This is a genomic window from Peptidiphaga sp. (genome assembly GCF_057238965.1).
Genome location: NZ_DBHHEV010000003.1, coordinates 4,862 through 29,562, shown reverse-complemented (window position 1 = coordinate 29,562; position 24,701 = coordinate 4,862). Strand labels below are relative to the sequence as shown.

Genomic DNA, 24,701 nt, shown 5'->3' with positions numbered 1-24,701 from the left:
CGCGGTGGCCGATCGCATATTCGTCATTTCCTTCGCCCGCACCACGTTGACGTCCATATCCTCGTCACGCGGGTTCTCCCCCACAACCTGGCCTTCGTAAACCTCCTGGCCCGGTTCGACGAAGAACGTTCCGCGGTCCTCCAGCTTTTGGAGGGCGTACGCCGTGACCTGGCCCTGACGGTCAGAAACGAGGGAGCCGGTGGCGCGAGACTCTATCGCCCCGGCCCAGGGCGCGTACCCGTCGCCGATCGAGGAGGCGATTCCGGTGCCCCTCGTCTGCGTGAGGAACTGCGAGCGGAAGCCGATCATGCCGCGGGCCGGCACGACGAACTCCATCCGCACCCAGCCGGAGCCGTGGTTCGACATCGTCTCCATCCGTCCTTTGCGCGCCGCCATGATCTGCGTGACCGTGCCGAGATACTCTTCAGGAACGTCAATCGTCGTCCGCTCCATGGGCTCGTGGACCTTGCCGTCGACCGTCTTCGTGACGACCTGAGGCTTGCCCACAGTCAGCTCGAACCCTTCGCGCCGCATCTGCTCGACGAGGATCGCCAACGCGAGCTCTCCGCGATCCTGGACCTCCCACTGGTCGGGGCGGTCGGTGGGCAGCACCCTGATCGAGACGTTTCCGACAAGCTCCGCCTCGAGCCGGTCTTTGACCTGGCGGGCGGTGAGTTTGTGCCCTTTCACCTTGCCCGCCAAAGGCGAGGTGTTGATGCCCACCGTCATGGAGATCGCCGGATCGTCGACGTGTATGGGAGGCAGCGGGCGGGGGTCGTCCAGGTCCACCAAGCAGTCGCCGATCGTGATGTCCTCGACTCCCGCAATCGCCACGATGTCGCCGGCTCGGGCGCTCTGCGCCGGTTCGCGGTTCAGCCCCTTGGTTGCAAGCAGCTCCGATATGTGCACTCGCGAAAGCCCGCCGTCCTTTCCTGAAAGGCCGACCCATGCGCCCTTCGTCAGCTCTCCCGAATAGATCCGGGTCAGAGCGAGGCGCCCGAGGAACGGCGAGGCGTCGAGGTTCGTCACCTGGGCGACGAGCCCGGCGTCGGCGTCGTACTCGGGGGCGGGTATGTAGTGGAGCATCGCTTCGAAAAGCGGCTCCAGATCGCGGTTGGAGGGCAGCTCGCCGTCTTCGGGGCGGAGCGTGTCGGCGTACCCCGCCTTCGCGGCGCAAAAGATCACGGGGATCTCCAAGAGCCGGTCGAGAATCGCGTCGTCGGGATCCTCGAGGTCCGAGTAGAGGGAGAACAGCAGGTCCTGGGTCTCGTTGACCACCTCGTCGATCCTGGCGTCCGGGCGGTCTACCTTGTTGACCACGGTGATGACCGGGAGCTTCGCCTCGAGGGCTTTGCGCAAGACGAAACGGGTTTGGGGCAGCGGGCCCTCGGAGGCGTCGACGAGAAGGACGACGCCGTCGACCATCGACAGGCCTCGCTCGACCTCCCCGCCGAAGTCGGCGTGGCCGGGAGTGTCGATGACGTTGATCGTCACGCCTTCGGGCGCGTTGAACTTGGCCGCGGAGGGGCCGGTGTAGCGTATCGCCGTGTTCTTCGCGAGGATCGTGATGCCCTTTTCACGCTCCAGATCCCCCGAATCCATGACCCGCTCCCCCGTTTTCTCAACGGTGGCGCGCTCGCCGAAAGCCCCCGACTGCCACAGCATGGCGTCGACGAGCGTTGTCTTGCCGTGGTCGACGTGCGCCACGATGGCGACGTTCCGCAGGTCATAACGCTTGCTCAATGATTCCTTGTCCTCGCTTGACGCGCACACGCCGGATGTCTGCTCCGACGCGTTCAGTTGCGCGGGCGCACGGTGCGCCATCGAATATCCTACGCGCGCAGGTTGGAAATAGCCCGGTGCGCAAGAATGTGTGATAGACCAAGCGCGCGGGTGTGAGAGAATCTGCCCATGCCCACGATCCGCTTCCGTCTGCGCAATCCCCGGCAGGCCGTCAAAGGCGGCCTATTCGCCGCCTTCGCCGCCTTCATCGAAGCGGCCAGCGTGATGGATTCGGCCCGGGCCTCGCTCGTCCCGCCGACTCTCATCGCCGCCGGCATCCTCGCCCTGGCTTACGTCTTCTATCTGCGACCTTACGTGACGCTCGACGACGCCGGCATCGCCTTGGGGAACTGGATCCGAACTGTGCGCATCCCCTGGCGGGAGTACAAGGGCCTCTCGTCGAAGCTGGGCTTGAAGATCCTCAGCGAGAAGGGCGACGACGCCGTCGCCTCCTATCCGAGGTCGGACAAGCGAAGCGATCGCTTTGCCCGGCGCTCGGGAGAGGCCTATCGCCGCCCTGAGCCGGCCCTCAGGCCGAAGGCCGATCTGCAATGGGCGACTCCCCTGCAGGCGAGGTTGGCCATCGACTCCGCCTGCCGGGAAGCGGCGAAGGGCGAGGGCGAAGCCTTCGCAAAGGGAGAAAGCGAGCGGTACTCGCGCCGCTTCTGTCCCGCCCCGTGCTTCGCCTTGGCGGCGGGCCTGCTGGCGATCGCCGAAGGCGTGAGGCAGGCCGTCTCCGGCTAGCCTCACGCCTGGGATCCTCAGAGTTTGAGCTCCGCGACCTCGTCGCCGATCGAGCGAAGAAGCTCGTGTCGCTCCTCGCGCCGTCGGCGCTGCTCTCCGGGCTCCGGGACCGGCGCCGCAGCCAGCAGCCTCTTCGTATACTCCTCGCGCGGATTGTGCAGCACGGACGTGCGCAGCCCCTGCTCGACGATCTTTCCGTCTTGGAGCACCACCACTCGGTGGGCGAGCATGTCCACCACGGCAAGGTCATGCGAGACGAACAGGCAGGCGAAGCCGAAGTCCCGCTGAAGGTCCGAAAGCATCGTCAGCACCTGCGCCTGCACGGAGACGTCGAGGGCCGACGTCGGCTCGTCCGCGATGAGAAGGCTGGGCCGAAGCGCCAGAGCCCGCGCGATGCACACGCGCTGGCGTTGGCCGCCGGAAAGCTCGTGCGGGAAGCGGTTGTAGGGCGAGCGCGGAAGGCTGACGGCATCGAGCAGCTCATACACCCTTTGCTGCTGGAACTTCTGGTTTCCCTCCCGGTGAACCACCAGGGGCTCGGCGATGCAGTCGCCGATCGGAAATCGCGGGTCGAGGGAGGCCGCGGGATCCTGGAAGACCACGCCCATCATCTTCCTGCTGCGCCTGGCCTCGTCCTTGGACATTGCCAGAAGGTCCTTGCCGAAAACCTCGACGCTTCCGGAGGCCGCCGGAACGAGGCCGAGCACGCACTTGCCGATCGTCGATTTGCCCGAGCCCGACTCCCCGACGAGCCCGACGATCTCCCCGCGCGCGACGTCGAAGGTCACGCCGTCGACCGCGCGGAAAGGCTCCTTGCCATGCCGCTCGTACTCGATGACCAGGTTGTTCGCGCTGAGAACCGTGTCGCCCAGGTCGATGGACTCGTCGCGGGACTCGTCGAATCCGAACTGGGCCCGGCCGCGCCCCAAGTGGGGAACGGCGCGCAGAAGCCTTTGCGTGTACGGATGTTCGGGGTGGTTGAGCACGGCATCGACGGTTCCCGACTCGACGATGTTTCCCTTGAACATCACATGGACGGTGTCGGCCATGTCGGCGACGACGCCCATCGAGTGCGTGATGAGCAGGATGCCGGTGTTGAGCTTGTCCTTGAGCGAGCGCAGCAGGTCGAGGATGTCGGCCTGGACGGTGACGTCGAGGGCCGTGGTCGGCTCGTCGGCGATGATGGCCTTGGGGTTGCACGAGATCGCCATGGCGATGCACACGCGCTGGCGCTGGCCGCCGGACAGCTCGTGCGGATACTGCTTGACCCGAGCCTCGGCGTCGTTCAAGCCGACCATCTTGAGCAGCTCAACGGCTCGCGCGGTGGCCGCCGTCCCGTAGGCGACGCCGTGTTGCTCGAGCGCCTCGGTTATCTGCCGTCCGATCGTCAGGACGGGGTTGAGCGCCGTCATGGGCTCTTGGAAGACCATGGCGACGTCCTTGCCTCGCAGGTTGCGCAGGCCGCGCGAGCCCATTCCTCGAACGCTCTTGCCCGCCACGGTGACTTCGCCGTCGATGGACGCGTTCCCGGGCAGGAGGCCGAGCGCGGTCGTCGACGTGACGGATTTGCCGGACCCCGATTCGCCCACAAGGGCCACGACCTGTCCGGGGACGACGTCGATGCTCACGCCGCGCACCGCGTGGACTCGCCCGAACTCCGTCTTGAACTGGACGTCGAGGCCCTGGAAGGCCAAAACGGGCTCCGAGGAGATCTTCTGGACCTCGATCACCTTGCCCTTGCCGAGGCCTTCGCCGAGGTTGGGGCCGGCCCCTTTGCGGGGCTTGCGGCCGGGGCGTTCTTTCTTGTCCGACATCAGGATGCCTTTCCTCTCTGGCGGGGATCGAACGCGTCCCGCAAGCCGTCGCCGATGAAGTTGACGCTCAGTGCGAAGATGAGGATCGCCGCCGCGGGAGCGAAGAAGAGCCAGGGACGCGTGGCGAACGAGCTCTGGTACTGGCTGATGAGCAGGCCGAGCGACGTGTCGGGCGACTTCACCCCGTATCCGAGGAAGGAAAGCGAGGTCTCCAGGAGCACCGCGGAGGCGATGAGGAGGGTGGCCGAGACGATGATCGTGCCCAGGCAGTTGGGGAGGATGTGGCGGATGATGATCCTCCGGTTGGAAGCGCCGAGCGCGCGCGCAGCCGAGATGAACTCGCGCTCCCTGAGGGAGAGGACCTCGCCTCTGACCAGGCGCGCCAACCCGGTCCAATACAGAATGCCCAACATGAAGGCGAGGAAGACAATTCCGAACTCCCCCGTCATCCGGCCGACGACGGCGGCCAGCACAAGAAGCGGGATGACGATGAAAAGATCCGTCATCCGCATGAGGGCGGCCTCGACCCAGCCGCGGTAGTAGCCCGCGATCGCGCCGACCACTGTGCCGATGAAGGTTCCGACCAGCCCGACGACGAAGGCGATGATGATCGAGTTCTGGGTTCCCCTCATGGTCAGGGCGAAGTAGTCTTTGCCGACGGAATCCTGACCGAAGGGGTGCTCGCCGAGATGCAGGAAACCGAGGGTGGGGCGCCCGCCGTTGATCGTCGGGTAGGTGTCCGTGTAGTTGTACTTCCACCACCCCGGAAGAGGTCCGTAGCCGATCGATGTGAAGGCGAGGAGGGCGATGAAGACGAAGACGATGAGGGAAACCATCGCCGCCCTGTGGTGAAAGAAGCGACGGCGGACGAGCTGACCCTGCGAATAGGACTTGTCGGTCGTCTGGTCGAGGACCTCGTCCTCCACCTCCACGGCTGCGAAGTCGGCGTCTTCGTCAATGTGCACAACTGAGTGCTTGCTGTCTGTCATGTTTCCCTCCGAAGGGGCGTCACTGGATGTCATCGCAGCCTCACCGCCTGATTCTCGGGTCGATGTACGCGTAAAGGATGTCGGCGACCATGTTCATGACGATGGCGGCGGTTCCCGTCACCGTGAAGAAGGCCATGACCGGCATCGGATCGACGGCGTCGAGCCCCGAACGGAACAGGGCGCCCATCCCTTGCCAGCCGAAGATGGATTCCGTGATGACCGCGCCTCCGATGAGGTTGGCAAAATCCGTGGCGACGATGGTGGTGATCGGAATCATGGCGTTGCGGAAAGCATGGCGGGTGATGACCGTGCGCTCGGGAAGTCCCTTGGATCTGGCGGTGCGAATGTAATCCTGCCCCAGAACCTCGAGCATCGACGAGCGCGTGTACCTCGTGTAGCTCGCGAAGGATATGAGGGTCAGGGAGATTGTCGGCAAAAGCAAATGCGTGACGGTGTCGATGACGTTGAGCCAGAATATCTCCCCGCCCTGGAAGTTTGGCGTTCCTGCGCCCACGGTCGCCACCGGCCGGTCGCCCACCAATTCGGTGTAGTCCGCCCAGTACTCGGCCATGTAATTGGCGAAAACGGCCAGGAAGGTCGCACATGCAGTCCACACGTTGGCCCACACGACGGAGCGCTTGGCGTACCCTCCGAAAACGAACCCGATGACCACCCCGGCGAGTATCACCGCCAAGAGGAGAACGAAGAGCAGACCCCACGTGGGCTGCCAAAGGCTTCCGCTGGCGGCTAGGAAGACCAAGAAGCTCAGGGCTGAGGAGCCCAGCGTGCAGGCCAAGGCCCTTCTGTTGGACAGGCCGCAGAAGAGGGACGCGAAAAGAACGGCCGAGGCGATTGAGACCACGATGATAAAGCACCATCCCAGCTGCGGGCTGAGGAACCACTTCGTGCTCGAGATGACGACGAGCGCGACGAGGGCGAAAAGGAAGGCGCCCGCGCCCGCATACGCCCTCCGCCGGAGGCTCCCGCCGACAAGCGACTGTGCGAAAAGGGCGAAAATCGCGGCAAAGAGCACGGTCGTCGCGAAGGATATGGTCGGATCCTCCAGCCAGTCGTTGAACTTGATGGCACCGTATTCCTTTAGAAGGACGGCGAAGACGAAGGACGGAAGCGAGAAGAAGGCGAAGGATATGAAGGTGACGACGTAGTCGAATCCGGAATACTGCCGTATCGCCGTCATGACGCCGAAGAAGACGCCGAGGACGATGGCGAAGACCGTCGAGAGGAAGACGAGGCGGAGGCTCGATCCCATGGCGTCGACGAGAAGGTCGTTCACGCGCTGGCCCCTGAAATTGGTTCCGAAGTCACAGGCGCCCACGAAGCACTTGCTCGTCCCGCCGAGCCAGGCGAAGTAGCGCGTGTACCAGGGGTCGTTCAGGTGCATGACGGCTATGCGCCGGTCGATGAGGTTTTGGCGGTTGGGGCTCGTGCTTTCCCTGAGGTCGCCCAAGGGATCGCCGGCATTGATCGTCAGAATGAAAAGGATGACGGAGGCCGCCAGCATGACAAGGGCGGATATGCCCAAGCGCTTGATTATGAACTTAAACACTAGGCGAATCTTCTTTCCAACGGTTCGCGAGCATTGCTCCGTGGACTGACGTGCCCGAAGCAACATTGTGGAAGTGTACCAGTTTCACCTTCGGAGCCATTTGCCGAAGGCGGAAGGAGGGCCCCGCGGTGGCGCACGGCGTCCGCGCCCACAACGGCGGGGCCCTCCGGGTCAACCGGTCACTTGGCCGACTTCCACTTCCACTTTTCGGCGTTCCACAGCACCTGCTTCTGGGTGATGTTTCGCTTGACGTTCTCGAGACCGTTCGAGTAACCGACGATGCCCGGTTGGACGTACAGCGGCAGGCCGAACAGATCGTCCCACAGCTGCTTCTCGATCACTTTCTTGGACTCGAGCCACACGCCTTTGTCCAGAGTTCCCGCGATCTTCTTCCATTCGGCGTCGACGGTCTTGTTGGAGTACTCGCTCTTGTTCTGCTGTCCTCCGGTTTGATAGATGTTCTGGCCCGAAACGACCTGTCCCGAGCCGTTCCAGCCGAAGAGCGCCATATCCCACTGGCCCGTGTAGTATTCGCCGCCGTCGTCCATGAACTTCGCGGACGAGTTGTCCTTAATGGTGATTCCGGCCTTCTTGCAGGAGGCGGTGATGAGGGCGACCGTCTCGGCGCGGCGAGGATTGCCGTTGCGGTATCCGATCCGAACCGTCGGATTCTTGATCCCCGAGGCGGCCACGTGTTCCTTCGCCTTTTCGATGTTCACCTTGTCGTACTCGCCGTTGTAGGAGGCCTTGACGACGCCTTCATAGTCCTTGTCGGTCGGGAAGTACTCGCGGGCGTTGAGGACCTGGGCCTTCGCGTCGAGGGGCTTGATGAGCTTTTCGACGATCTCCGAACGCGGAACGCAGTATGCCATCGCCTTGCGGAGGTTGATTCCTCCCTTGTTCTCGGCGAACACCGAATTCGAGCCGAAGTTGTAGTCGAGGTGCTCCCAGACCATGGTCGGCCCCTGGAGAAGCGTCACATTGGGCGTCTTCTTGATGCGGTCGATCGAGTCCTGGGTGGCCTGAGGCTCGATGACGTTCAGGTCTCCATTGGCCAGGGCCTGAAGCTGGGCGTCGTCTTCCACCTGCTTGATGACGAGCTCTTTGGTTCCGGCCTTCTCGCCCCACCAATCGGGGTTTCGCTCAAGCGTGACGTACTGCTTGGCCTTCCAACCGCCCTGCTTGAGCGCGAAGGGGCCGAAGGACGGGATTTCCTCGGCGGGGGGAAGCTTGCCCGGAGGGGTGGCATTCCACTTGTTCCAGGCCTCGGCCGCTTTCTTCGCGACAGCAAAATCCTTGTTCTTGAGCGCCTTGAACAGATCCTGCTTGCTCATGCCGATCTTCTTGGCGACCACGTGCGAGGGAAGGGGCCCGCCCACGTTGAGCTCCCAGTCGGGGTACACGGTGTCGTACTTGACCGTGAACTTCTTTTCGCCCTCGTTGCACTGAGGGCCTTGCGAGACGGGGTGAGCGTATCCCTCGGGGCTGGAAACGTGGTTGAAGAGGGGCTGAGCCTCTCCGCTCTTTTCGTCGACGGCGCCTGCGGCCTTTTGGCCTTCGAGGATCCAATCGGGGTTCTGGCTCACCCAATCGAGGTAAAAGTCCTCGCAGGTGATCGGCGTCTTCCCCTGGTAGACCGCCTTCTCGTTGACCGTGTACTCGACGGTGAGCGGGTCGTCCGAGAGTTTCTTGTAGTCGCCGAGATCGGTTCCGTGCTTCCACACCCCCTGGGGGTCGTAGTAACCGAAGCCGGTTTGCACGCGGTCGGTGACCGCCGCGGTTGTAGTCGAGTATGCCTCAACCGTCGAACCGTTGTAGCCGCCCCATTCCTGTTTGCCGGGAGAGTAGCTGATCGAATTCTTCGAGCCGGCTTTGACCTCTTGCTTGCCGCCGGAGCCGCACGCCCCCAAGGCGAGTGCCCCTCCTTATTTCGTTTTCTCATGCGGGGGATACCTCAATGCGCATGGACCCCCGTGAACCAGGTAAACGAACCAACCATACGTTCGTAGGAAGGATCATATACCCAAAGCGGAAGGTCGTTACGCTTGTCCCACATTCTGGACTAAAACCATGGACAGTCTTTACTCCAGCAACAGGGTTGGCTCGACCCCCTTTTAACTTTGTACCCGGCAGCCTTGGCGTGAAGAAAAGATTCGACCCGTCGAGAAGATTGCCGATGTATAGCAATGAATGATAACGCATACTCTTGCAGTCCGCGACGCCGTCGGCTTCTCCGGGGCTTCGCGAGAGCTTCAACGGGCGGTTGCCCGGCTTCTTGAAATCGTCGGCCGGGCCCGCAGTTTAGGGGACGCGCGCGCAGGGCCGGCGCGTGGCTGTCATGTTCAGCGCCCATGTTCGCCGCCGTCAGCTCGTTCGGGGACGCGCGCCGGGCTCGCGCTTCGGCCTTTCCTTCGCAGGCCAGGCTTTCCCCTCGATTCGGCTGAGCGGCCCGCTCCCTTGTCAATTCGAGAAGATGGGCCCAAAGGCCTAAAATCGAGATGTGAACATCCTTTGCCTCTTAGACAGAGGCCCCCTGAGTTACGCCGAAGTCGACGGGGTGCAGCGCGAGATCCACGCCGCGGTGGCGCAAGGCGAGGAGCCCGACACCCTCGTCGTGTGGCAGGCGAAGGACGTCTACACGGCGGGGCGGCGCACCCGCCCCGAGGACGTTCCCGATCCTTCGGTGCCCGTCGTCGAGGTCGATCGCGGCGGCTCGGTGACCTACCACGGGCCGGGCCAGGTGATCGTCTATCCGATCGTCCGCGTGCGCCTTCCAAAGGACGTGGTCGCCTTCGTCCGCGCCGTCGAAACGGCCGTGATCGAAGCGCTTTCGACCTTCGGCATCCGCGGCGAACAGATCGCGGGGCGCTCGGGCGTGTGGGTCGGCGGCGAGAAGATCTGCGCCGTCGGCCTGAAGTTCGCCTCCGACACGACGATGCACGGCCTGGCCCTCAACGTGGCGACCGACGTTTCGAAGTTTTTCCGGGTCAACCCGTGCGGAATCACGGATGCCGGAGTAACGTCTATGGAGCGGCAGGGCGTCGACGCCTCGCTCGAGGAGGCGGCGGCGGCGTTGACGTCGGCCCTCGTCAAGCGCCTCGCGAGTTTCCAACAGGAAAGGTAAACGATGACGATCGCCCCCGAAGGACGCAAGCTCTTGCGTGTCGAGGCCCGCAACGCCCAGACTCCGATCGAGAAGAAGCCCGACTGGATCCGAACCACCGCCGTGGTCGGCGAGGACTACGCGGACATGAAGAGCCTGGTCTCGACGGCCTCGCTGCACACGGTGTGCCAGGAGGCGCAGTGCCCGAACATCTACGAGTGCTGGCAGGACAGGGAGGCCACCTTCCTCGTCGGCGGCTCGGAGTGCACGCGGCGCTGCGACTTCTGCCAGATCGCCACCGGCAAGCCCAAGAGCCTCGACCGCGACGAGCCTCGGCGCGTCGCGGAGTCCGTGCGTCATCTCGGCCTGCGCTACGCCACGGTCACCGGAGTGGCCCGCGACGACCTGCCCGACGGCGCCTCATGGATCTACGCCGAGACGTGCCGCCAAATCCACGAGCTGTGCCCCGGCACGGGCGTCGAGCTGCTCGTCGACGACTTCCAGGGCGACGTCGGAGCGCTGCGCCAGGTCTTCGACTCCCGCCCGGAGGTTTTCGCGCACAACCTCGAAACGGTGCCGCGGATCTTCAAGAGGATCAGGCCCGCGTTCCGCTACGAGCGGTCCCTGGACATCATCGCGATGGCGTCAGAGGAAGGCCTCGTCACCAAGTCGAACCTCATTCTCGGCATGGGCGAGACCCGCGAGGAAATCGAGGAGGCCATGGCGGCTCTGCGCGAGAACTCGTGCGACCTTTTGACCGTCACCCAGTACCTGAGGCCTTCCCCGCTCCACCACCCGATCGACAGGTGGGTCAAGCCCAAGGAGTTCATCGAGCTGCGCGATCTGGGCAGGAAGATGGGCTTCGCCGGAGTCATGGCGGGCCCGCTCGTGCGTTCCTCGTACCGCGCCGGCCGCCTCTACGGGATGGCGATGACGGCGAAGGGCCTTGAACTGCCGCCGGGCATGGAGCAACTGGGCGAGCCGATGGAAGCCCGGCAAGAAGCGAGCTGGCTACTGTCCAAAGGAAGGGGCTGCTGAAACCAGGCGGTCTTTGACGGCAGCCCTGTCGACCTCGCCCTCGGCGTCGAGCGGAACCCGTTCGATGCGGGCCAAACCGCGCGGAAGCTTGTACCTCGCGAGAACCTGAGCGGCAAAGGCCTGCAGCTCCGCGAGGGTCGGCACCGCGGCGGCGTCGCACACGATGGCCGCGGCGACGATTTCTCCCCACACCTCGTCGGGTATGCCGACCACGACGACGTCGTCGATCTTCGGATGGGCGCGCAGAACCTCCTCGACCTCCGTGGGATTGACGCCCTCGCCTCCGGTGCCGATGCGGTCCGAGAGGCGGCCGACGATCGTCACCTCGTTTCCTCCTACGGCGACGTCGCCGGTGCGAAGCCACCCGCCTTCGACGAACGCCGACCGCGTCTGGTCGGCATTGTGCCAATAGCCGGGGCTGATGGACGGCCCTCGCACCAGGAGCTCCCCCACCGTCGCGTCGGTCTGCGTCGCCGGATCGACGATCCTCGCCTCCACGTGCGCGTACGGCCTGCCGACTGCCCCGGACGCCCCGCTGCCGTACGGTTGGAAGGTCCCCGACCCGGCGGTCTCCGTCATGCCCCAGGCGACCGCCGGCTTCAGCCCGACTCCCTTCAGCCGGTCCAAGAGGGTGAGCGGAACCGGCGCCCCGCCGACGACGGGGAGCCGCAGGCTGGTCAAATCGTGAGACCCGCGTTCGGCTTCCGTGACGATCGCCCAGAACATCGTCGGCACTCCGAAGAAGATCGCGGCCTGCCACTGTTCGACCAGCCGGAGCGCCTCGGAGGCGTCGAAAGAGCGCATGAGGACGACGGCGCCGCCCGAGACGAACAGATCGAGGGTGCCGCCGTTGAATCCGCCGATGTGGGCGAGCGACGCGCCCACCACGATGACGTCGTCGACGCCGTATCCGAAGGCCTCGCGGAAGTTCCTGGCGGCCCACCAGAGGTTTCGGTGCGTGAGCTCGACCGCCCGAAGGCTTCCTGAGGCGCTTCCCGAGGTGTAGAAAATGGCGGCCGTTCCGGTCGGATACTCGACCGTGTTGAAGGCCGCGCTCCCCGAGCCGCGGCAGTCCGAGACGAGCGTGCCGTCGAGTGAGGCGAGGGCCGGCGTCAGGGCGAAGTAGCCGTTGGCGATTCCCGCGCCGTAGGAGCCGTCGGCTGGGTCGTCGTCAATCACGAAGCTCATGAAGGTTCCCGTCGAGGCAAAGCTTCCCCTCGCCGCAACCGTCGCGTCCGCGAAAATAGCCCGGGGCGAGCAGAAATCGACGATCTCCTGGACCTCGTTCTGCGCCAGCCTGAAAGAGACGGGGACGAAGACTGCGCCCAGCCTGGCGCACGCGATGTAGACGAACAGGTGGTAGGGAGAGTTGTGCCCGACGAAGAGCACCCTGTCCCCTTTGCTCACACCGGACCGTGCGAGCAGCTGGGCGAGCTGGCGCGTCAGATGGGCGGCCTGCGCGACGGTCCACCGCCGGTCGCCGTAGACCACCGACAGGGCTGTAGGCCGGCTCCATGCCGAGCGGTCGAGGGCGAACGCCGCGTTGTACGAGGAATCATGCAATCGTCCAGTACCCCCGCAAGATCTGCGCGAGCGCCCAATCGTCGGCGATCGAAGAGAGTTCGCGGACCGAGTGCATGGACAGGAGCGGAACGCCGACGTCCACGGTGTCGATTCCCAGGCGGGCGGCCGTCAGCGGGCCGATCGTCGTGCCGCAGGGAACCGAGTTGTTCGAAACGAATGTCTGCACGGGCTGGTCGGCGTCCGCAGCCGCCCGCAGCCACAGGGCGCAGCCGGTCGAATCGGACGCGTAGCGCTGGTTCGCGTTCGTCTTGACCATAGGCCCGCCGCCGGCCGTCGGATATTGCGTCGGGTCGTGGTAACCCGGATAGTTCGGGTTGATCGAGTGCCCGGCGTCGGCGCTCATGCACGTCGTGCGCGCGAGCATCCGAAAGTACTCGTCCTCGCTCGCGCCCAGCGCCAGGGCCGTGCGGCGCAAAACCGATTCGAGAAGCGGGCCGGCGGCGCCCGTGGCCGTAGCGGAGCCGACTTCCTCATGGTCAAAAGCCGCATACACCGCGATGCAGCGGCTCTGGGCGGCCAGTTCCTCCTCGGCCGCCAGGAGCGCCGTCAAGCCGGCGTGGACAGACACGAGGTTGTCTTGCCGCCCGCCGGCCAAAAACTCGCCCGAAATGATCTCCGGCCGTTGGACGTCGAAGGCGTACGCGTCGAGGGCGGCGATGCCCTCGGCGGGGATTCCCGCGCTCTGCGCTATCGTCGCAGCGATCGACCGCTCGCCCGTGCCGCACACCGGCTGGAGATGCCTCTGCCTGTCGAGCGTCAGACGCTCGTCGACAGAACGGTCGAGGTGCGGAGCGAGCTGCGGAATCGTCATGACCGGCCCGGTTGCGAACAGCCTCTCCTCGCCGTCGACGGCAGTGACTCGCCCGGCGATCCCAAGGTCGCGGTTGAGCCACGAGTTGGCGAGAAGGCCGCCGTAGGTTTCGACGTTGACGGATGCGAAGCCGAATGCCCTGGAGTCTGCAACCGGCTTCACTTTGAACGAAGGCGAATCGGTGTGAGCTCCGACGACGCGGAATCCGCTGCGCGGGCCGGTGCCTCGTGGAACGAACCAGGCGACGACGGCGCCGGAGCGGACGATGTAATGGCCGCCGGGCGCGGCGCTCCATTCGTCTTCCGCGCACTGGCGCAGGTATCCGGCGGCGTCGAGGCGCGACGCCGCCTCCGCCGCAGCGTGAAAAGCGGTCGGGGAAGCGACGATGAAGTCGCGAAGATCAAGCGCGTGAGCGGTCGCCGAGTCCCCGTCAGAATGCTTCTGCATGATTCAACAGTCTAGTGCGCATTGGGAGCTCGCGTCGCACCAATCCCCGGCGGATTGTTTTCCGGCGGCGCCGCTGCGCGGTCAGCAAGGCCCTTCCTTGCGCCTTGCCCTTCGTTGTCGGCGGTTCGCCGTCCCCGCCAGTCTGCCCGCGTCCGGCCAGTTGAAAGCCCGAATCCCGCCGGCTGGAAGCGCACGGTCAGCTGCGAGCCCGCGACCCGCCCTCGGACGGCCCGTCCCCGCGCTGCCATTTTGCGGCGTCGAGAAGGACGTCGCGCAGCACTTTCGCGTGATTGTGCACCGCGTCTTTCCCAGCATAGACAAGCGTCACATGCTCGGGGGCGCGGGAAAGAAAAGCGGGAACGGCGTCGCCCTCCTCGAGCTCGCGGCGATAAGCCGAGCGGAACTCGTCCCACCGTCCTGCGGTGTCCTCGTGAAACCACTTTCTCAGGTCCGTCGAGGGGGTCAAGTCCTTCGCCCACTCGTCCACGGCGGCTTTGGCCTTCGACACTCCTCGCGGCCACAGCTTGTCGACGAGCACGCGGAGGCCGTCGGAGGAATCCGGCTCTTCATACACTCTCTTGAGCGAGACGTCCCTGAGGCGGACGTCGCCGCCCTCGAGCGGCGATTGCCGCTCACTGACCGATTCGTTTCGCTGCGCCGATTGAGATTCCATGTTTCAGATCGCCTCCATGTCAGCGTTCGACCTTGCCGGGGCGCCACATGCACACGACGGCCCAAGGCTTTCCCTGCCCGGCTGCGCCCAAGGGGATGAAGCCCTTTCGCTCGTAAAGGGCCTGCGATCCCGGCGTCGAGGATTCCAGGTAGGCGGCGTGGTCGCCGGCTGCCTCGATTCCGCGGTCAAGGAGCGCGCCTCCCACGCCTCTGCCCTGCGCTTCGCCGACGACTCCGAGGAACCCCAGGTACCAGTGCGGAAAACGAGGCGCAAGTTTGTCGGATTCCCTCTCTAGGCGGCGGACGCGCAAGGTCGATCGACCGTAGGCCGCGAGCAGCCGGGCATTCATGCGCGCCGTCGCGATCCACCCCGGCTCGCGTCCGGGAGCCCGCCACACCGCCGCCCCGACGGCCGTCCCGGCGCCGTCCCTGGCTATGTCAATGCGTCCGCACGGAAGGAAGAACTCCTCGACCAACACTCGAAAAGCGCGCGGAATGACGTCTTCATACCGCTGCCGCGGCCCAATCGTCGCCAACGTGAAGGGATCCTCGCGAAAGGCCCTCGTCAAAACTTCGACGGCTTCTCCGACGTCGCCCGAGCGGGCCGTCGATATGCTCAGCGGCTCCACGTCAGCTTCCTTCTCCTTCAGAATCGGGCAGTTTGCCGGCATCCGGCTGTTTGCGGTCTTCTTCTGCTGCGCTGTGCGCCCCGCTCGCGCCGTACGTCTCGGATGCGGCGCGGGCGACGCCCCGGACGCGCCACCATCCCAGGCCCAGCACGCCGAACCAGAGCGGGGTCACGGCCAAGGCCGTCAAAGTGTCGCGGTCGCGCGTGAGGGCAACGAGGATGAAAACAAAGAACGCGAGCACAACCCACGGCATGACGTGGGAGCCGGGCATCTTGTACCCCGACGTCGCGTGCGCCTTCGGGTCGCGCCGCCGATAGACGACGTGGCAGACGAGGATGATCGACCAAACGAACAGGAAGAGCACCGACGCCAGCGCTACGACGATCTTGAAGGCGCTCTGGAGCCCGCTCGAAAGAGTGAGGAAATGCGCAGAGCAAATGACGCACACCGTGACGACGAGCCCGCGCCATGGGACCCCGACGCGCGTGAGCTCGCGGAAGCCCCTGGGCGCCATTCGTTTGTGCGCCAGCCCGAAAAGCATTCGCGACGTCGAATAAATCCCGGAATTGCACGAGGACGAGGCGCTGGAGAGTATGACGGCGTTCATGATCCCGGCGGCCCCCGCGAGGCCGGCGAGGCCGAAAAGGCTGACGAAGGGAGAAACCTTCGGATTGATCTCGTTCCATGGCGTCACGCACATGATCGCCGCGAGCGCGACGACGTAGAAGAGGAGGATCCTCACGGGAATCGCATTGATGGCGCGCGGCAGGGTGACGCGGGGGTTGGCGGTCTCTGCCGCCGTAGTGCCGACGAGCTCGATTCCCACGAAAGCGAAGACGGCCAGCTGGAAGCCGTTGACGAATCCCGCGAACTTCGTGGGGAACATTCCGCCGTGGCTCCACAGGTGGGAGACGGAGGCCGTCGTCCCGTCCGGCGAAGTGAAACCGACGATCACCATGAACGAAGCGACCCCCACAAGCGCCACGATCGCCACCAATTTGACGATAGCGAACCAGAATTCGATCTCGCCGAACAGCTTGACGGAGGCGAGGTTCATGACGAGGAGGGCGAGCATGACCGCGGTGGTGAGGACCATCGCGAGCCACCGCCAGTCTTCGCCGAGCCAGTATTCCCAGTATCCGGTGATGGCCACGACGTCGGCCATCCCGATGACGACCCAACTGAACCAGTATGTCCATCCCACAAAGAAGCCGGCCCACGGCCCGAGGATGTCGGCGGCGAAGTCCTGGAAAGAGCGGTACTCGAGCTTGTGCAGCAGCAGCTCCCCCATGGCGCGCATCACGAAGTACAGCATGAAGCCGATGACCGCGTAGACCAAGAGGATCGAAGGGCCGGCCTTTGAGATAGTCTCGCCCGAACCCAGGAAAAGGCCCGTGCCGATGGCGCCGCCCAGCGCGATCAGCTGGATGTGGCGGTTGGACAGGCTGCGCTGGAGGTTCCGTTCTTCCGCGGCCTCGATGACGTCTTCGCTTCGCGTCGCCTCGGTCATAGATTCCTCTCTTGAGTGCCGCGCAGGTCTCTGCGTCGGCGTCTCGCCTTGTCGCTGCGGATTCGCTCCCCCGGGCCGCGGCCTCCGTCAATCGTCGATCGACGCTGCATTGCATGCGCAGCCCGGAACTCGGGCGTTTTCTCAGCGTTGTTTCGGCGGGCCAGAACCGTCTGCCTCCCCCGACGAACCGGAGCCGCCGCCCGATGACCGGAAGCTGTGGCCCCGACGCGCCTGAGCCCCGCCGGGAAACCCACGCGTCGAACCCACGCGTCTTAGAGAGTACAGCATTTCGGGGGCGCCGCCGCGCCGAAGCGACGCCTTGGCGCCGTCCTACCCGCCAATGTCAAACGGAGGCGGCTCTTCTGAGGTTTTTCGCCTGCGCGTGAAAGAATTCCGCCAAGGGCAATTGTCGCCTCCTTGAACGCCGGAAAAGCCTAGGATCGGACTGTATGCAAGTCCACATCGGCGGAACGCATACGGCCGCCGAGCGTGCCGCGCAAGGCCGAGCCTGCTGCATAGACGACGTCGAGCGGTGCCGCGCAGGCAGCCGGAAACGAACGGCTGGAAAAGCGGCTGCGTCGGCAGGAAGCTTCCCGCCCGTCGAAGCGGTGCGCGAGTCGGCGCGGACAGCGGCTTTCGTCAACAGCCATAGGCTTTCGTCAACAGCCATATACTTCGAAAGGAAACTCCATGCGAGGAGCAGTCATGCACGGCCCGGGCGACGTCAGGGTCGAAGACCTCGACGTCCCTACCGTCGTCGAACCGACCGACGCCGTCATCCAGGTCACCGCCGCATGCATCTGCGGATCGGATCTGTGGCCGTACCGCGGCCTCGAGCCGTCGGGCGGACGGCCGATGGGCCACGAATACGTGGGAACGGTCGCCGAAGTCGGGGACGCCGTGAAAAACGTGAAGGTCGGCGACTTCGTCGTCGGTTCCTTCTGCCTCTCCGACAACACGTGTGAGATATGCCGCTCCGGCTACCAGTCACGTTGCGTCGACGGCGGCTTCGTCCAGGGAACCCAGGCTCAGTACGCGCGAATCCCGCTGGCCGACGGAACGCTCGTCGTCGTTCCGGGAGGACGGCCCAAGGACGAGGCGACCCTCGCCTCGCTCTTGGCCGCATCCGACGTTCTTGGAACCGGATGGTTCGGCGCCGTCGCCGCCGGTGCGGGCCCGGGCAAAACGATCGCGGTCGTGGGCGACGGCGCCGTCGGGCTCATGGCCGTTCTGGCCGCAAAGCAGCTCGGCGCCGAGAGGATCGTCGCCATGTCCCGCCACGAGGACCGCGCCGCGCTTGCACGGGAGTTCGGCGCCACGGACGTCGTCGCCGAACGCGGCGACGCGGGAGTGGCCGCCGTCAAGGAGCTCACGGGAGGCTTGGGGGCCCACGGCGTGGTCGAGGCCGTCGGCACCCAGGAATCGATGATGCAGGCCATCGGGGCGTGCCGTCCGGGCGGGCATGTCGGATACGTCGGCGTCTCCCACGGCGTCTCGCTTCCCGGCCAAGAGCTGTTCTTCGCCGAGGTCAATCTGCTCGGAGGCCCCGCCCCCGTGCGCCGGTTCCTCCCCGACCTCATCGACAGGATCCTCAAGGGCGAGATAAATCCGGGCAAGGTCTTCACCCTCGTCCTTCCCTTGGACGACGCCGCGGAGGGCTACAGGGCGATGGACAAAAGGCGCGCCGTCAAGGTGCTTCTCAAACCTTGACAAACGCCCTGAGTCGAAACGCCCTGAGCACGAATCCTCCGCAAGCGTCGCAAGCTAATGGGAGCCCGCAAAGGGGCTCCCCATTGGCTTTTGACGCCTTTTCCGCCGAACCTGCGCGGGCTCAACCAGACGCTTTGCCGTTGCGAGCGGGTTCCGCGTCAAGGGGCACTTGGGGATCGGGCATGCGCGTAATTCTGTTGCGCAAGTCTCGCCGCACAATCTCGATGGCCCACATCCAAACGACGTGGCCGAGAGCCTCGGAAAAGTGCTCCTCGAAAGGCTGGTTCCACGGAGCGGGGACTGTGCCCATCGCCGGCATCAGGACGACGTGGAACAGAACCCACAAGGTCAAGCCGCATGCCGCCCCCTGCCACAGCTTTACCTTCGGATGCTTCTCCGCGATCAGACAGTAAGCGAGCGCGAAGAATATGGCGAAGGAAAAGTGAATGGCGAAAGAGTATATGGGAAGCTCGTTGCCGTTGAAGGCCACCGTCGTGTGGCTCGCCTCGGGCGACATTCCCAGCTGCTCCAGAAGCTCCTGCGGAGGATTGGTGGCGTTGCGCTCGGGCGTTCGCGGCGGGAAGGGAACCTCCCACCCAAACTTGACGATCGCGGAAAACACGCCGCCGACAAGGCCGGCGACGGCGGCAGCCTTGTAGTTGCGTCTGGACTTCGGCGTGGTGGTCAGCAGGCTTTTCAAACCCATGAGCGTCCTCCTGTCGATGATCGCGATAGGCACACCATAGACGGCAATTCCCTTTGCGGCAGCCTCACACGCTGTCGAAGCCCGAGCAGGCGGCGCCCGTCGGGAGGCGCACATCGGCCCCGGCCGGGCCACAGCCCCGGCGGAAGGCGTCAGTTCGCCGTGTCCCACACAGTTATGGGACGCCCGTCGATGTCGGTGAAGGATCCCGCCGCGATCATGATGAAGTCGATGAGCACCCAGACCCCAAGGCCGCCGATTGTGAAGATCATCGCGAGCGCGGTTCCGGTCTTTCCGACGTAGAAACGGTGGGCGCCGAATACGCCGAGGAACCAGGCAAGCAGCAGGGCGACAAGACGGAAAAACTGGAGCCAAAGCCAGCGGGAAGCCGAAAACGAAACTCGGGCGGACGCCGCGAGCCGGTAAGCTCGTACCAGCCCATCGAGAAGGAGAACCATGGCAACCGGACTCGCCGCCCTTTTGGACGACATCGCGGCCCTCGTCAAACTCACCGCCTCCAGTTTGGACGACGTCGCAGCGGGAGTCGCCAAAGCAGGATCGAAGGCTATAGCGGTCGTCGTCGACGACACGGCGGTCACGCCGCAATACGTCGAGGGCATCGATCCCAAACGCGAGATTCCCATCATCAAAAGAATCGCGAAGGGATCGCTCGTCAACAAAGGCATCATCTTGGTCGGAGCGCTCCTCTTGTCGTCTTTCGCGCCGTGGGCTCTGACTCCTTTGCTGATGGTCGGCGGCTCCTATCTCTGTTTCGAGGGGGCGCACAAGATCTGGGGCAAACTTGCGGGACACGAAAGCCATGCGGCAGTCACGGAAGGCGGCCAGGCGGAGGACACGATCGTAAGGAACGCCGTGCGCACCGACTTCATCCTCTCAACTGAGATCATGGTCATCGCGCTCGCCGAGATCGCCGAACAGCCCATCGCCTACCGGGCCGCGATTCTCGCGGTCGTCGCCGTCTTGATCACCGCTTTGGTCTACGGGATCGTGGCATGCCTGGTGAAGATCGACGACCTCGGGCTGCACATGGCCTCCAAAGAAAGCTCCGCCACGCGAAAGACGGGGCGGGGGCTCGTCAAGGCCATGCCGAGGATCCTTGATCGGAGTCGCCGCGATGCTGTGGGTCGGCGGCCATCTGCTTGTCAGCGGCAGCGACAAGCTCGGCTGGTCCGCGCCGCACGACGTCGTCCACAGCCTGTCCTCTGCAGTGCCCCGCGGATTCCTATCGTGGACAGTCGAGACGTCCTGCTCGCTGGCGGTTGGATTCGTCTTCGGCAGCCTCATAGTCGCCCTGCAGGCCGCCGTCGGCCGCGTCCGCAGAGGCTCCGGCGGCTGACCCGTCCTGTGAACGGCTGCGAGCGGAAGCTTCGGACCCCGGGGCCTGGTCCTCGGACGCGCTTTCCCCGAGGAGGGCGAGCACGGCGTCGAGGTTGCTCCCCGCCCGCGCCTTGTCGAGCCGCACGAGCGTGAGCGCGGAGACGAGCAAGGCCTGCACAATCTGCGCCAGCCGCGCGGTTTCGGCGCCGTCGGCCCGAGGAAAACGGGCGCGAATGCCGTTGCGAAGCGCGTCGAGCTGTTCGTCCAAGTAACTCCGGACAATGGATCCGACGTCGGGATCCCCGCCCGAAGATCCGGACGAAACGTTGATGAGCATGCTTCCGTGAACGGCGATGAAGGACCGCCCGGAAAGGATGGTTGTGCGCAGGTCTTTCACGTAATCGACGATCGCTCCGCGTTCGACCCGTCCCGTCAGAGGCTCGAGGCCGGGAGCCAGGACTTCGTCTACGTAGCTGCGAAGCGAGGCGATGAACAGGCCGCGCTTCGAACCGAAGACGTGATAGATGCTCGACCTGGCGATTCCCGCGGTCTCCTCGATCTGCGCGATCGAGGCCGCCTCGTAGCCGCGCTGCCAGAACACTTCCCTGGCGGCGCGGATGACCGATCCGAGTTCGAAGGCAGCCGGCCGTCCCATGTTTCACCCCCGACGTCGCAGCTTGAGCGGGCCTTCATAGATTCTATGTTTTGCAGCCGCCTGCGGACAGGCCCCGTTCCGCTCCCACCCCGAGTCCTAGGGCCGCAAGGGAAAGATCCTACTGCGGGGCGAGCTTGAAAGCCCGACAACTGATAAGATTGACACCGTATTAAATAACGCAACGGAGCTCACGCAGCGGATCACGCACCCGATCGCGCAGTCAATGCAGCTCCATTGCATCGCGCACCAAAAGGAGCCTATTACATGGCCAAATATGTCGTTCCAACCGGCGCCGTGCATTCGTTCGGCATCGACGAGCTGTTCTTTTCCGTGACTGACTCAAAGGGCGTCATTGAATCGTCGAACGAGGTGTTCGTTCGGCTCTCTTATTACTCCCACGACGACCTGATGGCCTCTCCCCACAACATCATCCGTCACCCGGAGATGCCCGGCGCGGCTTTCAAACTTCTCTGGGACACTGTCCGCAAGGGAGAGCCTTTCGCCGCATACGTGAGGAATCTTGCCGCGAACGGGTCCGAGTACGACGTTTTCGCCACAATCACTCCCCTGCCGGGCAATCGCTATCTCTCCGTTCGCACCCGCCCGGCATGCGAGGACCTTTTCGCGGCGACGAACGGCCTCTACAGCGAAGTCCACGCGTTCGAGGCCGGCCTGAAGGAGAATGGGGCAAGCCGCAGGGAGGCCGCGGCGTCCGGTGCACAGAAGGCTGCGGAGCTGCTCAAAGGTCTGGGGTTTGGGAGCTACGAGGATTTCCAGAACGCTGTGCTGCCGGCCGAGGTCGCGGGGCGCGAGGCGCTCTCGGCCGGATTCCCGCGCAGGCCGAATGCCCAGGGCGTTCTCCGCGACGCGCTGGAGACGATTGAGGGCGTCTACAACGAACTCGCCGTTTGGGTCGACGAGCAGAAGGACCTCGCCGACCTGTCGATCGAACTGCATCGAGTGGCTGACGAAATCGAAGGCCGCTTGTCCAACGCCACGGTCAAGCCCGAGACGATCGAGACGATTTCCACCCACGGCCCGGCGATGCAGCCCCTCATCGAACCGCTTCAGGTGTGGACGTCGATGCAGAGCATCGTCGCCTCGACCCTCACCCGTTTGGTCGAGTCTTTGCGCGAGCTGGAAAAGACGAGTGCGCGCACGCGCTTCCGAGTGGCGCTCGCCCGGCTGCATACGACGATGCTGGCGACGTTCATCGCCGAGCTCATCGACAACGGCGACAATTCAAGCGAGTCGGTCGAAGCCATCTGGATGCTGACCAAGGCCCTGCGCCAAGGGCTCTACGAGATGGAAGAGCAGACCGCGGCATTCCGCCGGCTGGCGAGCAACACCGTGTGGAACATCGATCAGGCCACCTCGATGCTCGGCATTCCAAGCCAGGTTCTCTCGATGTGGAAGACGACGGCCGAAACGATGACGCTTCCCGACGACGTCGCAGCGCTCGTGCCCAGCATCTCTGAGGGAGTCGTCGACTACACTGGCAAGATTCTCAACGACTCGGCGAGCCTTGCCGCTCGCTGCAACGCTTTGGGTGAGCAGCACGATTCAACTCGCATGAAGGCGTTGGTGGACCGCGCCGAAGATATGGCAGCGCGCCTCGCGCAAGGCTGACTCGTGCACCGGGGCGGGGCCGACATTCGGTCGGCCCCGCCCCTTTTTTACTTTCGCCAGACGCCCTGCTGCATCCCGAAACGACGGCCTGCGCAGGAGGCGACGTCGACAGTTAAAAATCCCCGAAAGGGAATCGCGCCTCTTTGGATCTGCTTCTCAGCGCCGTTCCCAGGCCCGCTTTCCATTTTGCTTTTCTAGACCGCTTTTCCAACGCGCCCTCGATTCAGGAACTGCATGTTTTCGATGCAGGGTTCCCTGCGCGGCGCGCTTTCCACGCGGGACGTTCCCTGCGCGACAGGCCTTCTAAGCGGGCGCCATTGTTCTCTACGCGGGGGACAATATGCGGCGTGAAATCCTCCACGACCGCCCGAAGATAGCCTTCGCGGGTGTCCGTCTTCAGATCGATCTTCGACGTCACACGCTCAAACCACATTCCGTAGGCACTGGAGATGAAGTTGGACACGATCGCTCCGTTCATTGTCGAAATTTGGCTTTTCCATGCGGAAAACGCCCTGACATCCACGAGGCTACCCGCCCAAACGATCAATGGATATGATCATTTAGAACGTAAACGATCATCTCTGAAGGCCGGTCGGGGACCGCAGAGAACTGCCTCAACGGATGCGGACAGGCGGCGCTGAAAAGGCACTGCGGGCCCCGGAAGCGGGGCCGGCGGCCATTCCCCAACGGCAGACGAACAAAGCGGAAAACCAAGAAAACGAGGGAAAAAGTGGATTCTCGACAGCTGGCCTCGGAGCGTCATAGAGCAATCATGCGGGCGCTGAGCGGGACGGAAGCCGTGAGCGTCACAGCGCTCGCGCGTCTGACCGGCGTCTCGGCCGTGACAATACGCCGCGATCTCAAGGAGTTGGCGCACAAGGGCCTCGTCACCCGCGTTCACGGCGGCGCGCTGCGCGCCCCCAAACGCGGAACGGCCCACCCTTTTCCCCTTCGAAAAACCCAGGATCTGAAGGCGAAGCATCTTTTGGCCAAGGCCACCGCCCGTCTGATCGACGACGGGGAGAGCGTGATCCTCGACAATGGAACAACCTGCGACCTCGTTGCGGAGAATCTTGCGGGGCGTGACATCACGGTTCTCGCGTTGAGCTTGCGTGCCGCCGTGACATTGGCGGAAGCGCCCGGAGTGCGCGTCGTCGTCCCCGGCGGCGCGGTCGAAACGGCTTCGCTCGCCATGCTCGCGAGCCCCGTCATCGACGTCGTGAGGGATTTTCGCGCCGACGTCGCCGTTCTCGGCGCTTGCGCAGCGTCCGTCGCCAACGGCCTCACGTGCATCAACCCGTCGGATGCGACGCTCAAACGAAATATCCTGCAATCGGCCGCGCGAGCCATACTCCCGGCCACACCCAGAAAACTCACACGCTCTTCCGTCCACAGATTCGCTGCCCTCGAGGATCTTGCGGAGCTTCTAACGACGTCGGACATCCCAGAAGAATCCCTGGCCGACCTTCGCTCGAGCGGAGTGCCGATCACGATCTGCGATTAGGGCAGTCGAAAAACGCCGGGCGCCTTGCCCCCAGGCTGCCGAGCGCCGAGGCCCATAGAGCCGGGCGCAAGAGGCTCCGAAACGACCGGACGCAGAACCCCAAAACGGCCGCAAAGCCTCGAAAACAAGGGCGCCGGGCCCTCGCAGCCGCGAGCCCGGCGCCCTTGCTAAGGCGGTTAGGCCCGGAAGAGAAGGGCAAGCCCCTGTCCGGCGGCCCCGCCTGATTTGCGTTGCGCATGCCCTCTGGGGCAAGCCGGCGGGCCCGCTGTGGGCGCGGACCCGCCCGTTGCGGATTCGAAGCTCATTCGGCTGCGCTGGGATGCGTCATGTCCGCCGGAACGACCCATTTGTCGAATTCCTCGTTCGTGAGGAATTCGAGCTCGATGGCCGATTCACGCAGCGACAGGCCCTTCTTGTGCGCGTTCTTGGCGATCTTCGAGGCTTTGTCGTAGCCGATGTGGCGGTTGAGGGC

Annotated in this window: 21 protein-coding genes and 2 pseudogenes; 7 read left to right on the top strand and 16 right to left on the bottom strand. The window is 64.5% G+C overall.

The window, feature by feature from the left end; translation table 11 throughout:
• A partial coding sequence (typA, locus tag ACO48X_RS00865; protein ID WP_484999627.1) for a translational GTPase TypA occupies nucleotides 1–1,743 on the bottom strand: 1,743 nt, incomplete at its 3' end.
• A 168-nt stretch (nucleotides 1,744–1,911) separates the two neighbouring features.
• On the opposite strand from typA, the gene ACO48X_RS00860 reads away from it, so the two are divergent.
• On the top strand, nucleotides 1,912–2,526 hold the full coding sequence (locus ACO48X_RS00860; RefSeq protein ID WP_484999625.1) for a PH domain-containing protein: 615 nt from the start codon (nucleotides 1,912–1,914) through the stop codon (nucleotides 2,524–2,526).
• 17 nt (nucleotides 2,527–2,543) lie between these two features.
• On the opposite strand, the gene ACO48X_RS00855 is transcribed toward ACO48X_RS00860, so the two are convergent.
• From ACO48X_RS00855 to ACO48X_RS00840, 4 genes are all read right to left on the bottom strand, one after another.
• On the bottom strand, nucleotides 2,544–4,340 hold the full coding sequence (locus ACO48X_RS00855) for an ABC transporter ATP-binding protein (RefSeq protein WP_484999623.1): 1,797 nt from the start codon (nucleotides 4,338–4,340) through the stop codon (nucleotides 2,544–2,546).
• On the bottom strand, nucleotides 4,340–5,329 hold the full coding sequence (locus tag ACO48X_RS00850; RefSeq protein ID WP_484999621.1) for an ABC transporter permease: 990 nt from the start codon (nucleotides 5,327–5,329) through the stop codon (nucleotides 4,340–4,342). Before ACO48X_RS00850 ends, ACO48X_RS00855 begins: the two co-directional genes overlap by 1 nt.
• A gap of 40 nt (nucleotides 5,330–5,369) precedes the next feature.
• Nucleotides 5,370–6,896: an ABC transporter permease gene (locus tag ACO48X_RS00845; RefSeq protein ID WP_484999619.1), complete on the bottom strand. Its 1,527-nt coding sequence runs from the start codon at nucleotides 6,894–6,896 to the stop codon at nucleotides 5,370–5,372.
• Nucleotides 6,897–7,075: 179 nt separating this feature from the next.
• Entirely contained in the window at nucleotides 7,076–8,806 is a 1,731-nt protein-coding gene (locus tag ACO48X_RS00840) for an ABC transporter substrate-binding protein (protein WP_484999618.1), read from the bottom strand.
• Nucleotides 8,807–9,396: 590 nt separating this feature from the next.
• Here ACO48X_RS00840 and lipB point away from each other — a divergent pair.
• Nucleotides 9,397–10,020, top strand: coding sequence for a lipoyl(octanoyl) transferase LipB (lipB, locus tag ACO48X_RS00835; protein WP_484999615.1), 624 nt, complete (start codon nucleotides 9,397–9,399; stop codon nucleotides 10,018–10,020).
• A gap of 3 nt (nucleotides 10,021–10,023) precedes the next feature.
• Nucleotides 10,024–11,037 carry a lipoyl synthase gene (locus ACO48X_RS00830; protein ID WP_484999613.1) on the top strand — a complete coding sequence of 338 codons (1,014 nt, stop codon included), beginning with the start codon at nucleotides 10,024–10,026 and terminating at the stop codon, nucleotides 11,035–11,037.
• Here the strand turns inward: ACO48X_RS00830 and ACO48X_RS00825 are convergent.
• The 5 genes from ACO48X_RS00825 to ACO48X_RS00805 all read right to left on the bottom strand — a co-directional run bounded on the left by ACO48X_RS00825 (nucleotide 11,011) and on the right by ACO48X_RS00805 (nucleotide 16,690).
• Entirely contained in the window at nucleotides 11,011–12,600 is a 1,590-nt protein-coding gene (locus ACO48X_RS00825) for a class I adenylate-forming enzyme family protein (RefSeq protein ID WP_484999611.1), read from the bottom strand. The genes ACO48X_RS00830 and ACO48X_RS00825 overlap by 27 nt on opposite strands.
• Nucleotides 12,593–13,879 carry a M18 family aminopeptidase gene (locus ACO48X_RS00820; RefSeq protein WP_484999609.1) on the bottom strand — a complete coding sequence of 429 codons (1,287 nt, stop codon included), beginning with the start codon at nucleotides 13,877–13,879 and terminating at the stop codon, nucleotides 12,593–12,595. Before ACO48X_RS00820 ends, ACO48X_RS00825 begins: the two co-directional genes overlap by 8 nt.
• 196 nt (nucleotides 13,880–14,075) lie before the next feature.
• On the bottom strand, nucleotides 14,076–14,552 hold the full coding sequence (locus ACO48X_RS00815) for a DUF488 domain-containing protein (protein WP_484999607.1): 477 nt from the start codon (nucleotides 14,550–14,552) through the stop codon (nucleotides 14,076–14,078).
• 19 nt (nucleotides 14,553–14,571) lie between these two features.
• Nucleotides 14,572–15,180: a GNAT family N-acetyltransferase gene (locus ACO48X_RS00810; protein WP_484999605.1), complete on the bottom strand. Its 609-nt coding sequence runs from the start codon at nucleotides 15,178–15,180 to the stop codon at nucleotides 14,572–14,574.
• A 1-nt stretch (nucleotide 15,181) separates the two neighbouring features.
• A complete protein-coding gene (locus ACO48X_RS00805; protein ID WP_484999603.1) occupies nucleotides 15,182–16,690 on the bottom strand; it encodes an amino acid permease in 1,509 nt (502 codons plus the stop codon).
• A 690-nt stretch (nucleotides 16,691–17,380) separates the two neighbouring features.
• Here ACO48X_RS00805 and ACO48X_RS00800 point away from each other — a divergent pair.
• On the top strand, nucleotides 17,381–18,400 hold the full coding sequence (locus ACO48X_RS00800; RefSeq protein ID WP_484999601.1) for a zinc-dependent alcohol dehydrogenase family protein: 1,020 nt from the start codon (nucleotides 17,381–17,383) through the stop codon (nucleotides 18,398–18,400).
• 121 nt (nucleotides 18,401–18,521) lie between these two features.
• On the opposite strand, the gene ACO48X_RS00795 is transcribed toward ACO48X_RS00800, so the two are convergent.
• Both ACO48X_RS00795 and ACO48X_RS00790 read right to left on the bottom strand, forming a co-directional pair.
• Nucleotides 18,522–19,106: a YagU family protein gene (locus tag ACO48X_RS00795; RefSeq protein ID WP_484999599.1), complete on the bottom strand. Its 585-nt coding sequence runs from the start codon at nucleotides 19,104–19,106 to the stop codon at nucleotides 18,522–18,524.
• Nucleotides 19,107–19,255: 149 nt separating this feature from the next.
• A complete protein-coding gene (locus ACO48X_RS00790; protein ID WP_484999597.1) occupies nucleotides 19,256–19,561 on the bottom strand; it encodes a TM2 domain-containing protein in 306 nt (101 codons plus the stop codon).
• Here ACO48X_RS00790 and ACO48X_RS00785 point away from each other — a divergent pair.
• Nucleotides 19,560–20,460, top strand: a pseudogene (locus tag ACO48X_RS00785) (DUF808 domain-containing protein). The gene ACO48X_RS00790 and the pseudogene ACO48X_RS00785 sit on opposite strands and share 2 nt — an antisense overlap.
• On the opposite strand, the gene ACO48X_RS00780 reads toward ACO48X_RS00785, so the two are convergent.
• Nucleotides 20,347–21,096: a TetR/AcrR family transcriptional regulator gene (locus tag ACO48X_RS00780; RefSeq protein ID WP_484999595.1), complete on the bottom strand. Its 750-nt coding sequence runs from the start codon at nucleotides 21,094–21,096 to the stop codon at nucleotides 20,347–20,349. The pseudogene ACO48X_RS00785 and the gene ACO48X_RS00780 sit on opposite strands and share 114 nt — an antisense overlap.
• A gap of 96 nt (nucleotides 21,097–21,192) precedes the next feature.
• Nucleotides 21,193–21,396 (bottom strand): hypothetical protein, encoded by a 204-nt coding sequence (locus ACO48X_RS00775; RefSeq protein WP_484999593.1) that lies wholly within the window; start codon nucleotides 21,394–21,396, stop codon nucleotides 21,193–21,195.
• Here ACO48X_RS00775 and ACO48X_RS00770 point away from each other — a divergent pair.
• On the top strand, nucleotides 21,361–22,725 hold the full coding sequence (locus tag ACO48X_RS00770; RefSeq protein WP_484999591.1) for a PAS domain-containing protein: 1,365 nt from the start codon (nucleotides 21,361–21,363) through the stop codon (nucleotides 22,723–22,725). The genes ACO48X_RS00775 and ACO48X_RS00770 overlap by 36 nt on opposite strands.
• A gap of 223 nt (nucleotides 22,726–22,948) precedes the next feature.
• Here the strand turns inward: ACO48X_RS00770 and ACO48X_RS00765 are convergent, their stop codons facing one another.
• Nucleotides 22,949–23,203, bottom strand: a complete 255-nt coding sequence (locus ACO48X_RS00765) for a hypothetical protein (protein WP_484999589.1) — start codon at nucleotides 23,201–23,203, stop codon at nucleotides 22,949–22,951.
• 252 nt (nucleotides 23,204–23,455) lie between these two features.
• Between ACO48X_RS00765 and ACO48X_RS00760 the strand changes: the two genes are divergently transcribed.
• Nucleotides 23,456–24,229: a DeoR/GlpR family DNA-binding transcription regulator gene (locus tag ACO48X_RS00760; RefSeq protein ID WP_484999587.1), complete on the top strand. Its 774-nt coding sequence runs from the start codon at nucleotides 23,456–23,458 to the stop codon at nucleotides 24,227–24,229.
• Nucleotides 24,230–24,530: 301 nt separating this feature from the next.
• Here the strand turns inward: ACO48X_RS00760 and fumC are convergent.
• Nucleotides 24,531–24,701 (bottom strand): annotated as a pseudogene (fumC, locus tag ACO48X_RS00755) (class II fumarate hydratase); the annotation flags it as partial.

Bases quoted from the DNA above. Each gene is read 5' to 3' on its own strand.
- ACO48X_RS00860 (WP_484999625.1), top strand. From the start codon at position 1,912: ATGCCCACGATCCGCTTCCGTCTGCGCAATCCCCGGCAGGCCGTCAAA.
- ACO48X_RS00855 (WP_484999623.1), bottom strand. From the start codon at position 4,340: ATGTCGGACAAGAAAGAACGCCCCGGCCGCAAGCCCCGCAAAGGGGCC.
- ACO48X_RS00850 (WP_484999621.1), bottom strand. From the start codon at position 5,329: ATGACAGACAGCAAGCACTCAGTTGTGCACATTGACGAAGACGCCGAC.
- ACO48X_RS00830 (WP_484999613.1), top strand. From the start codon at position 10,024: ATGACGATCGCCCCCGAAGGACGCAAGCTCTTGCGTGTCGAGGCCCGC.
- ACO48X_RS00820 (WP_484999609.1), bottom strand. From the start codon at position 13,879: ATGCAGAAGCATTCTGACGGGGACTCGGCGACCGCTCACGCGCTTGAT.
- ACO48X_RS00815 (WP_484999607.1), bottom strand. From the start codon at position 14,552: ATGGAATCTCAATCGGCGCAGCGAAACGAATCGGTCAGTGAGCGGCAA.
- ACO48X_RS00805 (WP_484999603.1), bottom strand. From the start codon at position 16,690: ATGACCGAGGCGACGCGAAGCGAAGACGTCATCGAGGCCGCGGAAGAA.
- ACO48X_RS00800 (WP_484999601.1), top strand. From the start codon at position 17,381: ATGCGAGGAGCAGTCATGCACGGCCCGGGCGACGTCAGGGTCGAAGAC.
- ACO48X_RS00795 (WP_484999599.1), bottom strand. From the start codon at position 19,106: ATGGGTTTGAAAAGCCTGCTGACCACCACGCCGAAGTCCAGACGCAAC.
- ACO48X_RS00790 (WP_484999597.1), bottom strand. From the start codon at position 19,561: ATGGTTCTCCTTCTCGATGGGCTGGTACGAGCTTACCGGCTCGCGGCG.
- ACO48X_RS00780 (WP_484999595.1), bottom strand. From the start codon at position 21,096: ATGGGACGGCCGGCTGCCTTCGAACTCGGATCGGTCATCCGCGCCGCC.
- ACO48X_RS00770 (WP_484999591.1), top strand. From the start codon at position 21,361: ATGGCCAAATATGTCGTTCCAACCGGCGCCGTGCATTCGTTCGGCATC.
- ACO48X_RS00775 (WP_484999593.1), bottom strand. From the start codon at position 21,396: ATGCACGGCGCCGGTTGGAACGACATATTTGGCCATGTAATAGGCTCC.
- ACO48X_RS00765 (WP_484999589.1), bottom strand. From the start codon at position 23,203: ATGAACGGAGCGATCGTGTCCAACTTCATCTCCAGTGCCTACGGAATG.